Raw genomic sequence first — 20107 nt, forward strand, 5'->3', positions numbered from 1 at the left:
CGTCAGCCGCCGGCCATCGCCGGGACGATCGACACCTCCGCGCCGTCATCGAGCGGGGTCTCGAGACCGCCGAGGAAGCGGATGTCGCGCTCGTTGACGAAGATGTTCACAAACCGGAGCACGTCGCCGCGCTCGTCGAGGAGACGCGCGCGGATGCCGGGGAACCGCCGGTCCAACTCGTCGATGGCCTGGGCGAGATCGCCGCCGCCGACTTCGACCAGCCGCTCGCCGTTCGTCAACTGGCGCAGCGGTGTGGGGATCCGTACACGAACCGCCATAGACGCTCCTCCGCCCGCTTCCTAGGCGCCGGCAGGCTGCAGCACGCGCTCTTCAAAGGACGCGAGCGTCGGCTTGATGCGCACCGGTGCCTGAAGCTGCCCTTCCACGGCCTCGAGCGCTTTGAGCCCGATGCCGGTGATGTACGCCACCACGGTCTCGTCCGGATCGATGGCGCCGGCCAGCGCCAGCTTCCGCAGCACGCCGACGGTCACCCCGCCGGCCGGCTCCGTGAACAGGCCTTCGGTTTCCGCGAGCAGCCGGATCGCGTCCACCACCTCGCCGTCGGTCACCGCCTCAACGGCGCCGCCGCTGCGGCGGGCGATGTCCAGGACGTAGGCCCCGTCCGCCGGACTGCCGATCGCGAGCGACTTCGCGACCGTGTGGGGGACCACCGGGACGACGGTGTCCGTCTCCCCCCGGTACGCCGCGGCGATCGGCCCGCAGCCCTCGGCCTGCGCGGCCGTCATCCGGATCTGGTGCTCGGGGATCACCCCGAGCCGCTGAAACTCCTCGAACCCCTTGTGGATCTTGACGAACATGTTGCCGGAGCCCACCGGGACGACGACGCGGTCCGGCGCGCGCCAGCCGAGCTGCTCGGCCACCTCGAACGCGAGCGTCTTCGCGCCTTCCGAGTAGTACGGCCGGAGGTTCACGTTGGCGATGGCCCACCGATGCTCTTCACCGATCTCCAGGCAGAGCCGGTTGACGTCGTCGTAGGTCCCGTCGACCTCGACGATCGTCGGCCGGTAGACCGACGTCGTGACTACCTTCGCATGCTCGAGCCCCGTCGGGATGAACACCACCGCGCGGAGACCGGCCTTGGCCGCGTGGGCGGCGACGGCATTCGCCAGGTTGCCCGTGCTCGCGCAGGACAACACGGCGAAGTCGAACGTCCGGGCGGCGGCGAGCGCGACCGCGACGACGCGGTCCTTGAACGACCACGTCGGATTCCGGGTGTCGTTCTTCAAGTACAGGTGGTTCAGTCCGAGGGCGCGGCCGAGACGTTCCGCGCGGACGAGCGGCGTGTACCCGGGCGCCAGGTCCCAGGACGGCACGCGGTCGACCGGCAGGAAATCCTGGTAGCGCCAGATCGAGACCGGACCGGAGAGGATCCGCGTCCGCAGCGCGTCGCCGCTCGCCCCGCCGTGATCGTACCGGACCTCGAGCGGACCGAAGCACGCCTCGCACACGAAGATCGGATCGAGCGTGTACCGCCGGTCGCACTCGCGACACACCAGCGCAGTTGCTCCCATCTCTCCCCTCCCACCTGGTTCGCTGCGCCCCGTCGGACGCAACAAAAATCCCCCTCCCAACTCCGAAGGGGGATCACTCCCTCTTATCTACCGGAATTGGATCTTCCGCGGGATTTAGCACCACGCCAGGCGGGAAAACCTGGTAGGCTGCCGGGTGTCATCGGGCCCGTCCCTCGACCACTCTGGATAAGAGTTGCTATTCAGTTATGACTTACGGTAGCACACACGTCTGTCGGTGTCAATTCGAACAACTCAACTGTGTAATAGCTCAATGATTCTGTCACCCCATGACGGATCAGTGATTCTGTCACCCTGGAAGGATGAACAGGGGGAGCGTCACTTTGAGCAAGAGAGAGCAGCAACGAGCTCATGTCCTGGCCCAGGTCGTCGAGGGGCACCTCACCGTGCCTAACGCAGCCCGACTCCTGCGCCTCTCGTTCCGGCACCTCCGGCGGCTGCTGGCGAAGGTTCGCCTCCACGGTCCCGCGGCGCTCGCCCATGGCAACCGCGGACGGGCGTCCCCGCGCTGCCTCGCCGAGGCCCTCCGGACGCAGGTCCTCACGCTGGCCCGCGCGCGTTACGCCGGCTTTTCCGAAATGTTTTTGCGTTGTGATCAATGAACGCGTGCGGCGCGCCGTCGGCCGGGGTGGAATTGCTATACTGGCCTCGATGCACCCCCTGTTGTTCCAGGTGGGCCCCCTGACCGTCCGCTGGTACGGTGTCATGATGGGACTCGCCCTGTTGCTCTCGGTGCCGGTCACCGCCCATTTTGCCGCGCGGTTCGGCATCGACCGGACCGTCGTCGATACGATCGCGGTACCGTTCCTCGCGGTGCTCGTGGTCGGCGCGCGGGCCGGGTACGTTCTGTCGCACCTGTCCGAGTTCGCGGGACGCCCCCTGGCGGCTGTCCTTCCCCCCTACGCCGGCCTCGCCTCGCACGGGTCGATCGCGGCCGGCCTGGCGTTCCTCGCGTGGTGGTGTCCGCGTCATCGCGTGCCGGTGTGGCGTCTGCTCGACGCGATGACGCCGGCCGTGCTGGCGGCGATCGTGCTGATCCGCTGGGGCAACTTCATGAACGGCGAATTGTTCGGCGATCAGACCTCGCTACCGTGGGGCATCGCCGTGCCCGGGCTGCCAGGCGGACCGCGGCACCCGCTTCCCCTCTACGAGATCGCCGGCACGCTCGCGATCCTCGCCGGAACGCTCCGCCTGGCCGGCCGCCGGCCGTTCGACGGCGCCGTCTTTTGGTCGGCGATCGCGGCCTCTTCGGTGCTGCGGTTCCTGCTCGACCTGCTGCGGAGCGAGGACCGGACGCGGGCCTTCCTGACGCTCGGTCAGATGGCGGCACTCGTCTTGATGGGCTGGGGCGTGTGGTTTCTCTGGACCGTCGGACGGCCTGCCCGGGGCCGGGCCCCGAGGTGAACCGGTGATCAGGCCGCCCCATGCTGGCGCCGATGTGATCGCCCGACGGCCGCCGCGACGGCTGTCCCGCCGAACGCTGCTCGGGGCGATCGCCGCGGTGTGCGCCGGCGCCGTACTCGGCGCGCGGCGCCGGCTGTACGGACCGGAAGGACCGCCCTGGACTCCCGCGCTCGACGGGACCGCGCCCGGCCCGATCGGTGAACGGACGCTCGCGACGCTCGTCGCCGCGGCGAAGACCGCGGTCGGACGGCCCGTCGAAGCGTCGCACTACGGCGAATACTTCCGCTGGCGGGCGGAGCATCTCCCGGGCTACCGGGCGCTGTACGACCGGTTCGCGGCGCAGCTCGATCACGACGCCCGGCGCGCCGTCCGCTGCCCGTTCGCCGAGTGCAACCCGGCGGACCGCACCCGGATGCTCCGCGCGGCGGACCGGGCGCGCGCTCCCCGCACCATCGCGGACCGCGCCTGGCTCCTGACCGGCGGACGGGCCTGGGTCGCCTACGACACGTTCATCCTCGGCGAAGCGCTCGCGCTCTTCGCGGACACCGACGCGTGGGTGCTGCTCGGCTACGACGGCTGGCCCGGCAGGCCGCGCGGACTCGACCGGTACCGCCGTGCCCCGAGCTGATCCGGCTCCGGTCGCGATCGTCGGATCAGGGATCGTCGGCGCGACGATCGCGTACGAACTGACCGGCCGCGGACACCGCGTCGAGATCTTCGAACGTGGCCCCGACTACCCCTATCCCCACACGCCGCAGTTCCAGGATCGATTCCTCCACCGGTACGAGAATCCGGCGTACGGCCTGCCGGACGACCTTCAGGGTCTTACCGTCTCCGGCACGTACCGGGGCGACATCAACCACGAGCGGCACATGATTACGGGCGGCACCGCCACGCACTGGGGCGGCATCGCGCTCCGGATGGTTCCGGAGGATTTTCACACGAAGAGCCTCTACGGTTTCGGCGACGATTGGCCGATCGGCTACGATGACGTCGAGCCGTACTACTGCCGCGCCGAGGCGCTGCTCGGCGTATCGGGCACGGACGCCGACAACCCCTTCGCACCGCGGCGTTCGCAGCCGTACCCGCTGCCGCCGTTCGACCTGAGTTACGAAGACCGCATCCTGGCGGCCCGGCTGGCGGCGGCCGGCATCGTCCTGCACACGACGCCGCAGGCGGCCACCCGCCTCCAATACGGCGACCGGCCGGGGTGCATGAATTTCGGGGCGTGTGACGTCTGCCCGATCGGCGCCCGATACTCCCCGAACCATCACCTGCTGCGCGCGCTCGCGACGGGGCGGTGCACGCTGCATCGGGAGGTCTCCGTGCGCCGGATCGTCGTCGAACGCTCCGGGCGGGCGGCGTCGCTCGTGTATCGGCCGGCCGCGGGACGCGCCGACGAGGAACATCCTGCCCGCGTCATCGTCGTGGCCGGGGGCGCCATCGAGAACGCCCGGCTGCTGCTGTTGTCGAGCCGCGATCGCCACCCCGACGGAGTACCGCTCGGGGAGGTCGCAGGCCGGCACCTGACGTTCCACCATCTCTGGGCCGGCCGCCTACGCTATGCGATCCGGATGCTCCCGGGCCGGCTCGGCCGGTTCACAGGCCAGAGCCACCAGTTTCTCAGGCCGCCGGAGCGGGGCCGCCACGGCGCGGTCAAGATAGAGCTCTCCGCCAACATCGTGCCGTGGTCCGAGGATTCCGCGGCCCGCGCTCAAAGCGGCGCCGAGGTCCTCCGGCGGCTGACGCCGGGCCTCAGCGAGCGGGTGATGACGCTGCACAGCGAGGCCGCCCCTGAACCGCGGCGCGCCGTGACGCTGTCCGCGGCGCGCGACCGCTTCGGGGATCCCTACGCGCACGTCTACTACGATCTCAGCGGGTTCGACGAGGCCACGTACGCCTACGGAGGGCGGTTGTTCGACCGCGTAGCCACGGCCACCGGCGCCCTCGATGCGCACCTCCGCGGGATCGAGACCGTGTGGTCGGCCGGCCACCACATGGGGACGTGCCGGATGGGCGACGATCCACGCGACAGCGTCGTCGATTCATTCGGGACCGTGCACGGCTGTCCCAACCTGTTCGTCGTCGGCGGCAGCACCTTCGTCACCCCGGGGGCCGTCAATCCCACGTTGACCATGGTCGCCCTCGCGATTCGGACCGCGGACCATCTGACAGCCCGTCTCTCGTAACGCGCACGACCGGCTCGGGCTCAGACGGCGGCGTGCTCGACGCGAAGCTCATGATCGCGCCGATCGCCACCATGATGACGGCCGCGACGAACGGTCCTGATTCGGATCCCGGACCAAACAGATCAGGCCACATGGTTCTCGCCTCCGACGTTGCGGCCGCCGCCCCCACGGGCCGGCGACGGTGAGCCGGTAGCGGGAGGAGCGCGGACTGTCGGTCGTAGGTTACCTCCGGCGGTCTATCGGCGCTATGACGCGCCTCACAGCGCCCGCGCCCGTTCTCTGATATTGATGAGACACAACGGTCGCTCGCCTTTGTGCGCGCCGGTCTGCTATGAACACGGTCACAGCCCAAACGTCCGGTTCCAGATGCTGATGGAATCGACAGCGGGGCGAGGAGGGCCGAAATGCTTGACTACTATAACCGCGAGAAAATTGCGAACGAGCACAGGAAAGAGGCCGCGCAGGTCGCTGCCCGCGAGTGGCTCGCGAGTAAGGCAGAGGTAGGTCGGCCCCCGACCCGACGGGGCGCCATGTGGCCCGTCACCGCGGTACTGCGCACGCTCGCGCTGATGAGACGGCGTTCGCTTCGGGCCGCGGCGACGCGTGGTGCGCCGCAAGGGACGATCGTCTCGGCATCGCAATCGATCCAGCGGTAATCCGGCCCCGGCGAGTGGAGGGGACGGCTCTAGCGTAACTGCGCACGCAAACGGTCGACGTTCAAGAGGACCAAGTGTCCTCGTTCGTGGCGAACGAGCCCTTGCTCCGCAAGGGACCGCAGACACTTATTGACGCTCTCCCGCGTCGCCCCGACCATGTTGGCAAGATCGCCCTGTGTAAGGCGCGACCCAATGACCACGCCGCCGCGCCCGGCCTGCCCCCGCGTCTGACCCAATTCGAGAAGGAGCCGCGTGAGGCGCGTCCGCACATCCGAGAACGCGGCATCGTGCACCAGCCGATCCGTCCGCCGGAAGCGGCGGCTCAACGGGGCCAGCATGTTGACGGCGACTGTGGGGACCTCGCGCAGAAACCGGTGAAAGTCCTCGCGCGACAAGACGAGGAGCTCGGTGGGCACGGTCGCGACAGCGTCCGCCGAGCGCGGCTCTCCGTCCAGGAGCGCAAGTTCGCCGAAGAACTCTCCCGGCGTCAGCAGCGAGAGAATGACTTCCTTGCCCTCGGCTCCGCCGAGGAGGATCTTGACTTCACCGCTGTCGATCACGTAGAGGGCCGTGCCGGGGTCGCCTTCGCGGAATACCGGTTCACCCGCTTTATACCGGCGTCGGCGAAAGAGGGTAGCCAACCGGTCCCGATCGCCTGATGTGAGATCGGCGAACAGAGGACTGCGAACCAGTAGCTCTTTGGCCGACATTGCCCCCGCCTAGCATGCTAGATCGGCCCGGCAGGCTCGTGACGGCCTCTTCGACCTGCGCCCCGCCGCTCCTGCCCGGCTCTTGGGCGGGGGGGTGGCGGCAGGGGCGGATACTCCCGTCTGTTCCATCAGGGACCGCGCAGCACCGTCAGGGTCGTTTTTCGGAGGAACGTACAGGCCCCGTCAGGTCTCGTCGCGGAGGGGGTCCAGCGCGGATTCCATCGCTTGCTGCAGTGTCATCGCTCTACCTTCCGCCCAGGCTACCGCAAAGGCACTGTTTCCAAGCCTGGCACGCGTGGATCCCACGCGTTCGTCGTACGCCGTTTGATCGGACGGCAAACGCCGGCGGCCGAGAAGGTAGTGTAGCGCCTCCGCGGCACCAAATAGCCGGGCCGCCTGCCTGTCGTTTCCTAGCGCGGAGGTCACCGCGGCCAGCCCTTCGAGGCACTCCTCGATCACCCATCTGTCCCTCACTTCTTGACACAGGCGGAGACTCTCCGAATAAAACGCGTTCGCGGCCGCATAGTCCTCCTGCCGGAGCGCTATCATCCCCATGCTGCGCAGCACATAGGCGATGAGCCTCGTGTTGCCGGCCTCCCGGCTCATCGCAAGGCTGTCCTCAAAGAACGACGCGGCCTTTCGATAATCGCCGCTTCGTCGCGCCAGGTGTCCAAATTGCGCGAGCGCCTGGCTGATGATCACTTTCTGCCCAAGTTCGCGGCCGAGCATCAAACTGTCCTGGAACAGCTCCAACGCGCGCGCAGACTTACCCTGTCGCATGGCGACGATACCTAAATTCATGAGCAACCATGCGGTGTGTTCTCTATCTCCAACATCCGCGGACACAGCCAGGCCGTGCTCGCAGATCGTCAGCGCCTGCTCATAGTCGCCCTGGTGCCACGCGAGATTTGCCGCTCCCCGGAGTGCCTTGGGCAAGGTGGAAGGCGGTGCCTCGCTGCTTTGGGCCAGCGCGCCCTCCAGCAACCGGCGTCCCTCGCTCCAATACCCGCCCATCCACCAAAACCAGTACAGCGCGCCGGCCAGGCGCAGCCCGGGCTCCGCCGCCGCGGGGTCGCTGTTGCTCCACTCCAACGCGGCCCGCAGGTTGTCATGTTCCGTCTCCAGGCGCTCCAACCACGATGATTGCTCGGGCCCTTGGAGTCCGCGCTCTCCCTGCTCCGCGAGCCTTAGGTACCAGTCCCGATGCCGCGTCCGCACAACGCCGTCCTCGCCCGCCTCCACGAGTCTCTCGCGACCGTACTCCCGCACCGTTTCGAGCAGGCGGTACCGCGCTTCACCGTCGTGGGTTTCCGCGATCACGAGCGACTTGTCGACCAACTGGCTCAACACGTCCAAGACATCCGTCTCCTTGACGTGCTCGCCCGAGCAGACGGCCTCCGCGGCTTCAAGGGCGCACCCTCCGATAAAGACCGACAAGCGGCGCCACAAGGCCCGTTGTGCTTCCGAGAGCAGGTCGTGGCTCCAATCCATCGCAGCGCGGAGCGTCTGATGGCGGGGAAGAGTTGTACGACCGCCTCCGGTCAGCAGGCGGAATCGGTCACCAAGCCTGGCCGCGATCTGCTTGACGGTCAGGACCCTTGCACGTCCGGCTGCCAGTTCAATCGCCAGCGGAATACCGTCGAGGTGCTGGCACACCTGCACGACGGCGGGAGCATTATTGTCGGTTATCGAGAAGCCGGGCTGGCGTGATGCCGATCGTTCGACAAAGAGACGCACTGCTTCGTATCGCATCATCTGTGTGAGGGGCGGAAGGCGCTGCAGGTCGGGCATCGAGAGTGGGGGAACACGCCAGGTTGTCTCTCCGGGGACACCCAGTGCCTCCCGGCTCGTCGCGAGAATTCTCAGGTTCGGGCATGCCTGCAGTAGTACGTTGCTGAGGCTTGCACAGGCGGACAGCAGGTGTTCACAGTTGTCGAAGACGAGGAGCGACGACCGGCTGCGTAGGTAGCCCACGAGTGTCTCGGTCACCGGGCGGTTCGGCTGCTCGGGCACGCTCAACGCCGATGCCACCATCTGGGGCACGAGAACGGGATCGGTCAGACCGGCCAGCTCGACCAGCCACACGCCGTCCTGAAACGTTTCCAGAACCTCCGCGGCGACCTGAAGGCCGACCCGCGTTTTCCCGGAACCTCCGGCACCCGTGATCGTGAGCAGGCGAGTCGTCCCCAGCAACCGTTTGATCTCCCCGATCTCACGCTCTCGTCCAATGAAGCTCGTCAATTGGATCGGCAGGTTGTGGGACCGCGCGTCAAGCGACCGAAGAGACGGGAAGGTGCCGGGCAGCACGGGATGCATGACCTGGAAGAGATGCTCGGGCCGCAACAGATCCTTGAGGCGATAGGCACCGAGGTCCCGGAGTGTCACGTCTCGGGGAAGATCATTCTCGACGAGGGCGTGAGTGGCTTCGGAGAGGATGATCTGGCCACCGTGCGCGACGGCGCCGATGCGCGCCGCGCGGTGGACGTCCATGCCGACGTACTCCGAGCCAATAATGAGCGGCTCGCCGGTGTGGAGACCCATTCGGACGCGCAACGTGGCCCCCTCGGGCCACGGGTGTTGTGCAAAGGCGCACTGCGCCTCCACCGCCATGGACATGGCGTCTCCGGCCCGACGGAAAGCCGCAAAGATCCCGTCGCCTGCCGTATCGATCTCGTAGCCGTGCCACCGTTCGAGGGCGGCGCGGAACAGCCGGCGGTAGTCCGCCAACATGCCTGCGTAGCGGTCGCCCAAATCGCCGAGTAGACGCGTCGACCCTTCGATATCCGCGAAGAGAAAGGTGAGGGTTCCGGTCGGCGGGTCCACCATGGACAACGCCCTCACGGCTCACACGCGCCGCTCGATCTCCTTAACCCCGGTGGGGCCTGATGTCAACGCGCTACTTCTTACTCAGAAACTCCCAGCAGACATATGAGGTGACGTGTTTGGTGTTGTTGGCGAAGAGCGGTGTCGTGCTGCCGGCCGCAAAGGTGAACGCCGTGCTGGGTGTGATGGCGGCGTTTGTCTTATTGGCGAGCGTCATCGTCATTTCGCCCGCCAGTCCGTAACAGAAGTCCCAGACATCCGACGGCCGCTTAAGATTCGGCCACTTCGCGCCCGGCTGCGCTTCCACGCGATAGAAGACGATCTTGATCACGTGGGGCATTCCCTGCGTACCCAGGGGAACTGCTTTCGTGGCCGTGAACCCACGCGGAAGGCTCGGTGCAAGCATCATGTCGTCCTCGGCTCGCAGGACCGGCACAGCATACGATAGCCAGACAACGGCAGCGCCACACAGCACGGTAAGACCTAAGACACTCCAGCGCTTCATGGCTCCTCCCCCTGGCGGCGTGTGAAAATGGCTCGTCCTTCTCGATTCCTGTTCGCGATCCTGCCCCGCCGCCTCCACCGGCGCGACGAATTCGCACGGGCGTACCATCGGGCAGTTCGGGGTGAAGGGCCTGAAAGATCCTCGACGTCCGTGCATAGAAATGTAACAGTCCCGGACGGCAGGCCAGGCATCGAGGAGACCTCCGGGATTGGCGGCACGTTCTCGCCCCGATTATGCGCGACGTTCGACGGTGCGCCGTATGGTCCTTCCACCCTGCGTCAACAGGCGTAGGCCGTTTTGCGGCCTGCGCATACGTCTCCGAACTCCGCACATTCGCCCGCGAGTATGGCGCGTTTCACACTCCGGCTGTGCGCCGGCTCATCGCGGTGCCGGCGCGGCGCGAGTACGATAGACCCGCAAGACAAGACGCGCCGGGTCCAAACCCGGAGAAGGAGGAAAGACAATGGACGCGATCCGGAAGGCAATCGGGCTGCTCGTTCTCGGAGTGGTGCTGGCGTTGGCGGCGGCCCCGGCGCTCGCGCAGAGTGCCGACGGCAATCAGACCGTCGGCGTGCAGGACCGGGACCACGAACTCGACCACGGGTTTTAGTCGGTCGAGTGAGCACGTCGAGATCGCGGGCGGCTCTCCTGAGCGATCCCACCGCAAAGGAGAGCCTCCCGTCCTGTACCCGTGAGACGAGGACGGTCAGGGGACGCGCTCCCCGCCGCAGGTTTCTCCGATGAAAGGATTTCAGAACCAAGAACGGAAATTCAGGTTCAATGTGGCATGCTCGGGAGTCGCTAGAGAACACTGCGAGATACCGACGCCGTTGATCGCGGGGACTTGCCGGCCGGAAAGCTCCTAAGGGTATGCCCACCGTGGCGCGCGCGCTGATTCTGAGTTGCTTGATCCTCCTCGCCGGCGGGGTCTTCACCAGCAAACTCCGGCGGATCTACAGGCTCATTCGACTGGGCCGCGGTCCGGTGCCGTTGGCGCCGCTGTCCGTACGGCTGCGCGACCTGATGGTGCAGGTCTTCCTGCACCGGAGGGTCCTGCGACGGCCGCTGTTCGGTCTGCTGCACTTGTGCATCTTCTGGGGCTTTCTCGTCCTGCTCACCACCATCGTCCAGGCGGCAGGCGAGGCGGTCCGGCCGGGCTGGACGCTGCCCTGGATCGGCGGCGCGCCGCTCCTGGCCTTTGTCCAGGACATCTTCATCGCCTTGGTTTTGGCGGGCATCGGCATGGCGTTGTGGGTGAGGCTGGTGATCCGGCCGAAGCGCCTGGAAGGTCAGGACCGCCGCGGCGCCTATCTCATTCTCGCGCTCATTGCCGGAATCATGGCGGCGCTGCTCGTGTCCCGCGGAGCCCAAATCGTGCTCGAGCGGCCGGCGTGGGGGCGGGGCGCGGTGCTGTCGAGTCTTGCGGCGGAGTTCTTGGCCGGCGCGCCGCGACCCGTCGTGCGAGGGGTCTACGAGACCGCGCTGTGGGGACACCTGCTCATCATCCTGTTTTTCCTTACCCTGATCCCCGAGGGGAAGCATCTTCACCTGGTGACCCTCATCCCCAACGTCGCGCTGCGGAAAGGGCGTCACCAGGGCGCGCTCGAACCGATCGAGATCGAGCAGGCCGAGGTCGTCGGCGTCTCATCGGTGGAGCACTTGACCTGGAAGGACCTGCTGGACACGTTCGCATGCATGGAATGCGGTCGTTGCACGGAGGTCTGCCCGGCCAACAGCACCGGCAAGGAATTGGATCCCCGGCGGCTCCACACCGACCTGCGCCGGCAGCTCCATCGGATCGGCGGGACGGGGCATAGCGGCGGGCAGGTACCCGCGCTGGTGGGTGGAGTGTTTTCGGAGGATTTTCTCTGGCAGTGTCTGACCTGCGGGGCGTGCGTGGAGGAGTGTCCGGCGACCAACGACCATATCGACAAGATCGTCGGCATGCGCCGGCACCTGATGATGGAGCAGGCGCGGGTGCCGAAGACCCTGGAAGACGCCGTCCGCAGCCTTGACGCGCGCGGCACCCCGTTCCGCGGCGCCGGGATCTCCCGCACGGCGTGGGCGGCCGGCATGGACGTCCCGATCCTAGGCGACAATCAGTCCGCGGAGTGGCTTCTGTGGGTCGGCTGCGCGTCCGCGTTGAACGAGCGCAATCATCCGCCGCTGCGGGCCCTCGTCGACCTGCTGCGGCGATGTGGCGTCGACTTCGCCATTCTGGGGAATGACGAGCAATGTACCGGCGACCCGGCGCGGCGCATCGGCAACGAGTATCTGTTTCAGGCCCTCGCTCAGAAGAACATTGAAGCACTGCGCCGCCGCGGCGTCTCCAAGATTCTCACGGTGTGTCCGCACTGCTACAACACCCTGAAGAACGAGTATCCGCAATTTGGCGGGGTGTTTGACGTGCACCACTCCACGCAGCTGCTGGCGCGGCTCCTTGCCGAGGGACGTCTGGCGCCCGCCGACGGAGTGGAGGGCACGATCACGTATCATGATCCGTGCTATCTCGGCCGCCACAACAGCGAGTACGAGGCGCCGCGGCAGGTCCTGCGGGCGCTCCCCGGCGCTCATCTCGTGGAGATGGCGCAGTGCCGGGAGCGCGGGTTCTGTTGCGGTGCGGGGGGCGGCCTCTACTGGATCGACGAGCGCGTGGGCCAGCGCGTCAATCATGTGCGGGGCGGCCACGTCACCGCGGCCGGTGCGGACATCGTGGCCACCGCGTGTCCCTTCTGCATGCTGATGCTGGAGGAGAGCGCCGCCGCCGGACACACGTCATGGCGTCCCATGGACATCGCGGAACTTCTACGCAAGAGCGTCGCCGATTGAATTCCCGGCACCATCGTTCGCGGGCGATTACTTGAGCAGCGCGGCGGCCTGCAGCGCCGCCGCGGTGAGCCGCGCCGGCACGATGCCGTAGACCAGGACGCCGGCCGCGGCGAGGGCCAGCGCCGCGCCCGCCAGCGCGTCGCGCCGCACCGCCACCCCCGGCGGGGCCTCCCCCGACAGCGCGACGTAGGCGACGCGCATATAATAGAAGACCGAGACGACGCTCGAGAGGACGGCGACGAGGGCGAGGCCGGTCTGTCCGGCCCCGAGCGCCGCGCGGAACAGGTAGAGTTTCGCGATGAACCCGCCGGTCGGCGGCAGCCCGGCGAGCGACAAAAGACAGATCGCAAGCGCCCACGCCGCCCACGGGGCGCGGGCCCCAAGCCCCGCGAGATCCTCGATCCGGTCCGCCTCCGCCCCGGCTCCGGGCCGGTCGAGAAGCAGCAGCACGCCGAACGCGCCGAGGTTCATGGCACCGTAGACGGCCAGGTAGAACAGCACGGCGCCGGTACCGGCCGTCCCGCCGGCGGCCACCCCGATCAGCATGTACCCCGCGTGGGCGACGCTCGAATAGGCCAGGAGGCGCTTGATGTTGGTCTGAGGAAGCGCGGCCAGGTTGCCGAGCACCATGGTCGCGATGGCCAGCGTCTGGAACATCGGTCCCCACACTCCCGCGACGTGGGCCAGCGCCTGGGGAAAGACCCGAATCAGGCCCGCGAACGCGCCGACCTTCGCCGCGACCGACATGTAGGCCACGGCCGGCAGCGGCGCGCCCTCGTAGACGTCCGGCGCCCAGCCGTGGAACGGCACCACCGCCGCCTCGAAGCCGAGCCCGATCGTGAGCAGCGCGAGGCCGCCGCCGAGGAGGGGCGAGGCCGGGACCGCGGCCAGCGCGGCGAGATCGAGCGTGCCGGCCGCGCCGTACACGAGCGCAAGGCCGTAGACGAAGAACGCCGTCGCAAACGCGCCGAGCAGCAGGTACTTCAGTCCGGCTTCCTGCGACCGCGTGCTGCGCCGCGCCAGCGCGGCGAGCACGTAGAGCGGCAGACTGAGCGTTTCGAGACCGAGAAAGAGCACGATCAGATTGCGGCTCGCGGCCATCACCATGGCGCCGGCGGTGCTGAGCAGAACGAGCGCGTAGTATTCGCCGGCCGGCAGCCGCCGCCAGCGTACGTACCCCGCGGCGAGCAGCACCCCGAGCCCGGCCGTCCCGAGCGCCAGCAGGTCGGCGAGCCGGGTGATCGCGTCCCGCACGTACATTCCCCCGAACGCGACCCGCGGCGCGTCGGCGCGGGCGACGGCCGCGGCGATCGCCGCGCCCACGCCGGCGAGCGCGATCCAGACCGTCGTCGGCCTGCGGCGGTCGGCTTCCAAGGCGCCGCCGGTCGCCCAGGAATCTTGAATCAGCACGGCGCACGCGGTCAGCACGACGATGATCTCCGGGGCGGCGGCGGCGAGATCGTTCCAGGTCATGGACGGCGCTCCGGCCGGAGACGCGAACCCGCGCGCACCGCGGCGGCCCGGGAGTCCGATTCTGGCGGGCGGTGAGCGGGCACCGCCGCGGTCGCGGCCAGCCCGGCCACGACCGCGGGCGCGCGCAGCAGCTCCCGCACCGTCGCCTCGCTCCGCCCAAGCAGCGGACCGGGCATCCACCCCACCCAAAAAATCATCGCGACCAGGGGCGCGAGCACCGCGTAGTCGCGCGGGCGAAGATCGGCGACGCCGCGCAGATCCGCGCGGAGCGGACCGTGAAAAATCCGGCCCACGAACGCGAGCAGATACGCGGCGGCCACCACGACCCCGACGGCCGCCAGGACCGCGTACACCGGACGCGTCTCGTACGTCCCGAGCAGGATGAGGAACTCACCGACGAAGCCGTTGGTGCCCGGGAGGGCGAGCGACGAGACGACGACGATCAGGGTGAACGCGGCCAGCGCCGGCGCGGCCGACGCGAGGCCGCCGTACGCGTCGGTGCGCGTCTTGCCCGTCCGCGCGATCAGCATCCCGGCGAGCACGAATAGCGCGCCCGTGCTGACGCCGTGATTGATCATCTGCAGCACGCTGCCCTGCACCGCCGGGACGTCGAGCGCGGAGATGCCGAGCAGGATGAAGCCCATGTGACTCAAGCTCCCGTACGCGAGGAGCCGCCGGAGGTCGCCCTGCGCCCATGCGACCGCCCCGCCGTAGAGGATGCCCACCACCGCCAGCGCAGCCAGCAGGGGGCCCCAGGCCCGGACCGCCTCGGGGAACAGCGGCAGGCCGAAGCGCAGAAGGCCGTAGGCGCCCGCCTTCGCCATCAACCCGGCGAGCAGCACGGTCACCGCCGGCGGCGCTTCGGCGTAGGCGTCCGGCAACCAGGTATGCAGCGGCCAGACCGGCATTTTGATCGCGAAGGCCGCCGCGAATGCCCCAAAGAGCACCCCTTCGACGCCGGGCGTCCACCCGAGCGGCCGGGCCAGGAGCGCCGGCAGGTCGAACGTCGGGGTGCCGAGGACGCGCCCGCCCTGGAGATACACGGCGACGATCGCGAGCAGCATGAGCACGCTGCCGGTCATCGTGTACAGCAGAAACTTGATCGCCGCCGCGCGTCTCGCCGGCCCGCCCCACAACGCAATGAGGAAGTACATCGGAATGAGCATCGCCTCCCAGAACACGTAGAACAAGACGAGGTCCTGGGCGAGAAACGTCCCCAGCAGTCCGGCTTCGAGCAGGAGCATCGTGAGGACGAACCCTTTGGTGCGCTCCCCCACCTGCTCCGCCGATGCCAGAAGCGCCAGCGGCACGAGCAACGTGACGAGCGCGGTCAGACTGACCGAGAGCCCGTCTACGCCGAGGTGGTACGTAATCCCGGCCGCGGCAATCCACGCCGCGCGCTCTTCGAACTGAAGCCCCGGCTGCCCGGAGTGAAACGCGATCCAGACCCGGACCGCGACCAGAAAGGCCGCGGCCGCGGCGGCGAGCCCGATAGTGCGGGCGGCGCCCGGCCGGCGCGCGTCCGTGAGGACCACGGCCGCGGCGCCGGCAAGGGGAAGCGCGATCAGCACCGTGAGCACTATCGACGGCCCCGCGCGTCATCGATCGTGCGCGTCCGCGAGTCACTGGTTGCCGTCATCGAAACATCCAGTACGCGAGGATGAGGAGGGCTCCGATCAGGACGAACGCGGCGTAATGTCTGAGGTAGCCGCTCTGAAGACGGCGAAGGGCGGCCCCACTCCGTCCGAGACCGTCCGCGACGCCGAGGACGGCCCGGTCGAGCACTCCGCGGTCGAACGCCGCGGCGCGCACTGCCACGGTCTTCGACGGCCCCACGATCGCCGCGTCGTACAGATCCTCGATGAAGAAGCGGTGCGCGAGCACCGCGCCCAGCACCGGGGCCCGGCCGCGGAGCGCCCCGCGCGCGTACACGAGCCATCCGAGCGCGAGGCCGGCCACGGCGACGGCAACGCTTCCGGCGAGGAGCAGCCCGTAGACCGTCCCGCCGAGCGGCGCCGCCGGCCCGGCGGAGGACGACGCGAGGCCCGACTCGACCACCGGACGGAGCCAGGGGGAGGCCGGCACGTGCTCGAGCACGGCGCCCACGACGATGGCGAGCACGGCGAGCACGATCATCGGCCACCACATCACGGCGGGAGGGTCGTGCGGCACGGCCGCCTGGGCGCCCGCCGCCTCGCGATCGGCGCGGCCGCCGAAGGTCAGGACGTCGGCGCGCGTGATGTAGAATGCCGTGACGCCCGCCGCGACGAGCCCGACGGCCCACAGCCAGACGTGGCCGGCCGCGAACGTCTCGCCGAGGATCTGCTCCTTGCTGAAGAACCCTGCAAAGGGCGGGATCCCCGCGAGCGCAAGGGCCCCGATCCCGAACGCCGCGGCGGTCCGAGGGAGCCGGCGCGCCAGACCGCCCATCCGGCGCATGTCCGTCTCCCCGCCGAGCGCGTGCATGACCGCCCCCGCGGCCAGGAACAAGAGGGCTTTGAAGACCGCATGGGTCGTCAGATGGAACATGCCCGCGCTCCAGGCGGCAGTACCGACGCCCAGGAACATGTAGCCCACCTGGCTGATCGTCGAGTACGCGAGCACGCGCTTGAGATCGGGCTCTACCAGGGCCGCGGCGGCCGCGAAGATCGCCGTCACCGCCCCCGTGATCGCGACGACGTCGAGCGCCAGCGGCGCCCGCGCGTACACGGCGTGGAGCCGGACGACCATGTAGACACCCGCCGTGACCATCGTCGCGGCGTGGATCAGCGCGCTCACGGGCGTCGGGCCTTCCATCGCGTCCGGCAGCCAGACGTGCAGAGGCAGCTGCGCGGACTTGCCGGCCGCCCCCAGGAACAGCAGCAGGGCGATCGCCGTCGCCGCGGTCCCGCCGAGGGCGAGACGCGACGCGGCCGCCCCGGTGATCGCCGTGAAGTCGAGCGTCCCGAACACGCCGAACACCGTGAAGATGCCGAGGAGAAAGCCCACGTCCCCCAACCGCGTCACCACAAACGCCTTGACACCGGCGCGGGCCGCGGCGGGGCGTTCGAACCAGAACGCGATCAGCAGGTAGCTGCAGAGGCCGACCCCTTCCCAGCCGATGAACATGACGGCCAGGTTGCCGGCCAGCACGAGCAGGAGCATCGCGGCCATGAACAGGTTCATGTAGGCGAAGTAGCGGCTGAGCCCGGGGTCGCCGGCCATGTACCCGATCGAGTAGATGTGGATCAGCGCCCCGACGCCGGTCACGACGAGCGCCATCGCGGCCGAGAGCGGGTCGAGGAGCAGCCGGAACGGGATGGTGACCGGGCCCGCGGCGATCCACCGGTACACGTCAACGGTTAGGGTGCGGGACTCCGGCGGCATCGCGGCCAGCGCCCGGAACGCGAGCGCCGCGGCGACGAACGCGGCCAGCACCGTGCCGCAGGCGATCGTCGCCGTCACGCGCGCGGGCCACCGGCCGCCGAAGAGGCCCAGGACGGCCCAGCCGGCCAGCGGCAGCATGACGATGCCCACCGCGTAGACGTCGCCGGTCATGCGGGGGGCCTCATCCGCGCAGCGCGTCCGCGTCGTCGATGTCGATCGTCTCCCGCGAGCGGAAGACGTCGACGATGATCGCGAGACCCACGACCACCTCCGCCGCCGCCACCACGAGCACGAAGAAGACAAGGACCTGGCCGTCCACCGTCCCGTGCAGCCGCGCGAACGTCACGAGCGTCAGGTTGACGGCGTTGAGCATCAGCTCGACCGACATGAACACGATCAGCGCGGACCGCCGCACGAGAACGCCGGCCGTCCCCATCGCGAACAGAACCGCGCTGAGGCCCAGGTAAAACGGCGCCGGCACGCTCATGTTCGCGTCGTCCCCCCCGGCGTGGTCCGTTCACGCGGCTCCAGCCGGCGGCCCAACGCGACGGCGCCGATCATGCCGGCCAGCAGCACGAGCGACGCGGCTTCAAACGGCAGCAGGTAACGGCCGAACAGCGCCCGCCCGACGGCCTGGACCGTCCCGAACGCCGGCGGGACGGCCGGCCCGCCCCCCCCCGGGGGCAGGCCGGGCCGGGGGCCCACCAGCACGAGCAGGCCCGCGCCGAGCAGCGCGCACAGGGCGAGCATGACCGGCACGCCCGCCGGGCCGGCAAACGCCCCGGCGCTCGCGCCCTCGCCGGTGTGCGCGTGCAGCAGCATGATGATGAAAACGAACAGCACGACGATCGCGCCGGCGTAGATGATGACCTGGGCGGCGGCGATGAACTGGGCGTCCAGCAACAGGTAGTCTACGGCGAGGCTCAGCAGCACGAGCAGCAGGCCGAGGGCGCTGTGCACGGGGCGCCGCGAGCCGATCACGCCGGCGCCGCCGGCAAGCGCGCAGACGGCCGTGATCCAGAAGAGGACCACGTCCCCCATCAAGACGCGTCGGCCAGCGACGCCTTGTGATCCACTGCCGCCGGGATCAACGGCACGGTCTGGTCCCCGTAAGCCTACACCTCCCGGTGGGGATCGCGTCCGGATTCGCCCGGATACTGCTCGGTCAGGCGGTTTTTCGTGTAGATCAGGTCGCCGCGGGTGGTCGCGCTGAGCTCGTAGTCGTGCCCCAGGACGATCGCGCCGGTCGGGCACGCTTCCTCGCAGAGTCCGCAGAAAATGCAGCGCAGCATGTTGATCTGAAAGTCGGTCGCGTACCGCTCCCCCTTGGAGTGCGGGGCCAGCGGATCGTTTTCCGCGGCGCGTACGAAAATTGACTGGCTCGGGCAAACGATGACGCACAGCTCGCACCCCACGCATCGTTCCATGCCGTCGGCGAACAGCGTGAGGTAGTGGCGGCCCTTGAAGCGCGGCGCGACGGCCGGGCGGCGGTCCGGATACGTCGTCGTCACCGGCCGGCGAAGCAGGTACCGGCCGACGATACCGAGGCCCTTGACCATCGCCCAGGCCTGCCGGAGGTGCGGCGCCGCTCGCCCCGCGAAAGACGGGGTCATCGCGCGCCGCCCCAGACGATCACGCACGCCGTCACCGCGATGTTGAGCAGACCGGCCGGCATCAGGATCTTCCAGCCGAGCGCCATGAGATGATCGTACCGGACCCGCGGGAGCGTCGCGCGCACCCAGATGAAGAAGCAGACAACGACGAACACCTTCACCAGAAACCACAGGACCGGCGGCAGGACCGGACCCTGCCAGCCGCCGAGGAACAGCGTCGTCACGAGCGCCCCCATCGTGATCATGCCGATGTACTCCCCGACGTAGAACATGGCAAACTTGAAGCCGCCGTACTCGGTTTGAAACCCGCCCGTCAGCTCCTGCTCGGCCTCGGGGAGGTCGAACGGCGCCCGGTTGGTCTCCGCGAACCCCGCGATTAGAAACAGCACGAACGCGAGCGGCTGGCGGAGGATGAACCATCCCCGGCGCTGCGCGTCGACGATGTCGACGAGGCTGAGCGAGTGCGCGGCCATGATCACGCCGAGCACCGCCAGGCCGAGGGACAGCTCATACGAGAGCACCTGGGCACTCGAGCGCAACCCGCCGAGCAGCGAGTACTTGCTGTCGGACGACCAGCCGCCGAGGATCACGCCGTACACGCCGACGCTGCTCGCGGCGAGCACGAGGAGAATGCCGATGTTCACGTTCGCAACGTACAGCGTGACCTCGCGGCCGAACAGCCGCACCGGCGGGCCGATTGGGATCACAGCGTACACGAACAGCGCCGCGACAACGGAGATGAGCGGCGCCGCGAGGTAGACGATCGCGTCGGCGCCCGCCGGCCGAAAATCTTCCTTGAAGATCAGCTTGATGCCGTCGGCGAGCGGTTGGAAGAGGCCCCACGGCCCGACGCGGTTCGGTCCGAGGCGCAGTTGAAAGCGCGCGAGCAACCGGCGTTCGAGCAGCGTCGTGTACGCGAATGCGGTGAGCACGCCGACGAGGATCACGGCGCTTTTGATCGCGGTCACGAGGAGGGCCGCCGCCACCAA

General features: G+C 68.7%; 18 protein-coding genes and 1 riboswitch. Of the genes, 6 read left to right on the forward strand and 12 right to left on the reverse strand.

The window, feature by feature from the left end; translation table 11 throughout:
• Positions 1-2: 2 nt before the first annotated feature.
• Both VGZ23_01770 and thrC read right to left on the reverse strand, forming a co-directional pair.
• Positions 3-278, reverse strand: a complete 276-nt coding sequence (locus VGZ23_01770; GenBank protein ID HEV2356329.1) for a MoaD/ThiS family protein — start codon at positions 276-278, stop codon at positions 3-5.
• Between the two features lie 21 nt (positions 279-299).
• Positions 300-1532: a threonine synthase gene (thrC, locus tag VGZ23_01775; protein ID HEV2356330.1), complete on the reverse strand. Its 1233-nt coding sequence runs from the start codon at positions 1530-1532 to the stop codon at positions 300-302.
• A gap of 80 nt (positions 1533-1612) precedes the next feature.
• A riboswitch (SAM riboswitch) is annotated at positions 1613-1725 on the reverse strand.
• 148 nt (positions 1726-1873) lie between these two features.
• Here thrC and VGZ23_01780 point away from each other — a divergent pair.
• The 4 genes from VGZ23_01780 to VGZ23_01795 are packed head-to-tail and all read left to right on the forward strand — an operon-like array spanning position 1874 to position 5143.
• A complete protein-coding gene (locus tag VGZ23_01780) occupies positions 1874-2152 on the forward strand; it encodes a helix-turn-helix domain-containing protein (GenBank protein ID HEV2356331.1) in 279 nt (92 codons plus the stop codon).
• Between the two features lie 4 nt (positions 2153-2156).
• Positions 2157-2954, forward strand: a complete 798-nt coding sequence (locus VGZ23_01785) for a prolipoprotein diacylglyceryl transferase (GenBank protein ID HEV2356332.1) — start codon at positions 2157-2159, stop codon at positions 2952-2954.
• Positions 2955-2958: 4 nt separating this feature from the next.
• The gene (locus VGZ23_01790; protein ID HEV2356333.1) at positions 2959-3582 is read left to right on the forward strand and encodes a hypothetical protein; all 624 of its coding nucleotides are present in this window, start codon (positions 2959-2961) and stop codon (positions 3580-3582) included.
• Positions 3569-5143, forward strand: a complete 1575-nt coding sequence (locus VGZ23_01795) for a GMC family oxidoreductase (GenBank protein ID HEV2356334.1) — start codon at positions 3569-3571, stop codon at positions 5141-5143. Before VGZ23_01790 ends, VGZ23_01795 begins: the two co-directional genes overlap by 14 nt.
• Positions 5144-5828: 685 nt before the next feature.
• Here the strand turns inward: VGZ23_01795 and VGZ23_01800 are convergent.
• From VGZ23_01800 to VGZ23_01810, 3 genes are all read right to left on the reverse strand, one after another.
• Entirely contained in the window at positions 5829-6440 is a 612-nt protein-coding gene (locus VGZ23_01800) for a Crp/Fnr family transcriptional regulator (protein HEV2356335.1), read from the reverse strand.
• A 252-nt stretch (positions 6441-6692) separates the two neighbouring features.
• Positions 6693-9335: a tetratricopeptide repeat protein gene (locus VGZ23_01805; GenBank protein ID HEV2356336.1), complete on the reverse strand. Its 2643-nt coding sequence runs from the start codon at positions 9333-9335 to the stop codon at positions 6693-6695.
• 70 nt (positions 9336-9405) lie between these two features.
• Positions 9406-9741 (reverse strand): hypothetical protein, encoded by a 336-nt coding sequence (locus VGZ23_01810; protein ID HEV2356337.1) that lies wholly within the window; start codon positions 9739-9741, stop codon positions 9406-9408.
• A gap of 559 nt (positions 9742-10300) precedes the next feature.
• Between VGZ23_01810 and VGZ23_01815 the strand changes: the two genes are divergently transcribed.
• Positions 10301-10447 carry a hypothetical protein gene (locus VGZ23_01815; GenBank protein ID HEV2356338.1) on the forward strand — a complete coding sequence of 49 codons (147 nt, stop codon included), beginning with the start codon at positions 10301-10303 and terminating at the stop codon, positions 10445-10447.
• Positions 10448-10716: 269 nt separating this feature from the next.
• Complete coding sequence (locus VGZ23_01820; GenBank protein ID HEV2356339.1) at positions 10717-12666, forward strand: (Fe-S)-binding protein; 1950 nt, start codon at positions 10717-10719, stop codon at positions 12664-12666.
• 27 nt (positions 12667-12693) lie between these two features.
• Here the strand turns inward: VGZ23_01820 and VGZ23_01825 are convergent, their stop codons facing one another.
• From VGZ23_01825 to nuoH, 7 genes are all read right to left on the reverse strand, one after another.
• Positions 12694-14139 (reverse strand): NADH-quinone oxidoreductase subunit N, encoded by a 1446-nt coding sequence (locus VGZ23_01825; protein HEV2356340.1) that lies wholly within the window; start codon positions 14137-14139, stop codon positions 12694-12696.
• Positions 14136-15719, reverse strand: a complete 1584-nt coding sequence (locus VGZ23_01830) for an NADH-quinone oxidoreductase subunit M (GenBank protein ID HEV2356341.1) — start codon at positions 15717-15719, stop codon at positions 14136-14138. Before VGZ23_01830 ends, VGZ23_01825 begins: the two co-directional genes overlap by 4 nt.
• Positions 15720-15774: 55 nt before the next feature.
• Positions 15775-17676, reverse strand: a complete 1902-nt coding sequence (gene nuoL / locus VGZ23_01835; protein HEV2356342.1) for an NADH-quinone oxidoreductase subunit L — start codon at positions 17674-17676, stop codon at positions 15775-15777.
• A 10-nt stretch (positions 17677-17686) separates the two neighbouring features.
• Entirely contained in the window at positions 17687-17992 is a 306-nt protein-coding gene (nuoK, locus tag VGZ23_01840) for an NADH-quinone oxidoreductase subunit NuoK (GenBank protein ID HEV2356343.1), read from the reverse strand.
• Positions 17989-18546, reverse strand: a complete 558-nt coding sequence (locus VGZ23_01845; protein HEV2356344.1) for an NADH-quinone oxidoreductase subunit J — start codon at positions 18544-18546, stop codon at positions 17989-17991. Before VGZ23_01845 ends, nuoK begins: the two co-directional genes overlap by 4 nt.
• 74 nt (positions 18547-18620) lie before the next feature.
• Positions 18621-19118 (reverse strand): NADH-quinone oxidoreductase subunit NuoI, encoded by a 498-nt coding sequence (gene nuoI / locus VGZ23_01850; protein HEV2356345.1) that lies wholly within the window; start codon positions 19116-19118, stop codon positions 18621-18623.
• Entirely contained in the window at positions 19115-20104 is a 990-nt protein-coding gene (gene nuoH / locus VGZ23_01855; GenBank protein ID HEV2356346.1) for an NADH-quinone oxidoreductase subunit NuoH, read from the reverse strand. Before nuoH ends, nuoI begins: the two co-directional genes overlap by 4 nt.
• Positions 20105-20107 lie beyond the last annotated feature (3 nt).

The sequence above is a fragment of the bacterium genome, from assembly GCA_035945995.1.
In the GTDB taxonomy this organism is placed as follows: Bacteria; Sysuimicrobiota; Sysuimicrobiia; order Sysuimicrobiales; family Segetimicrobiaceae; genus DASSJF01.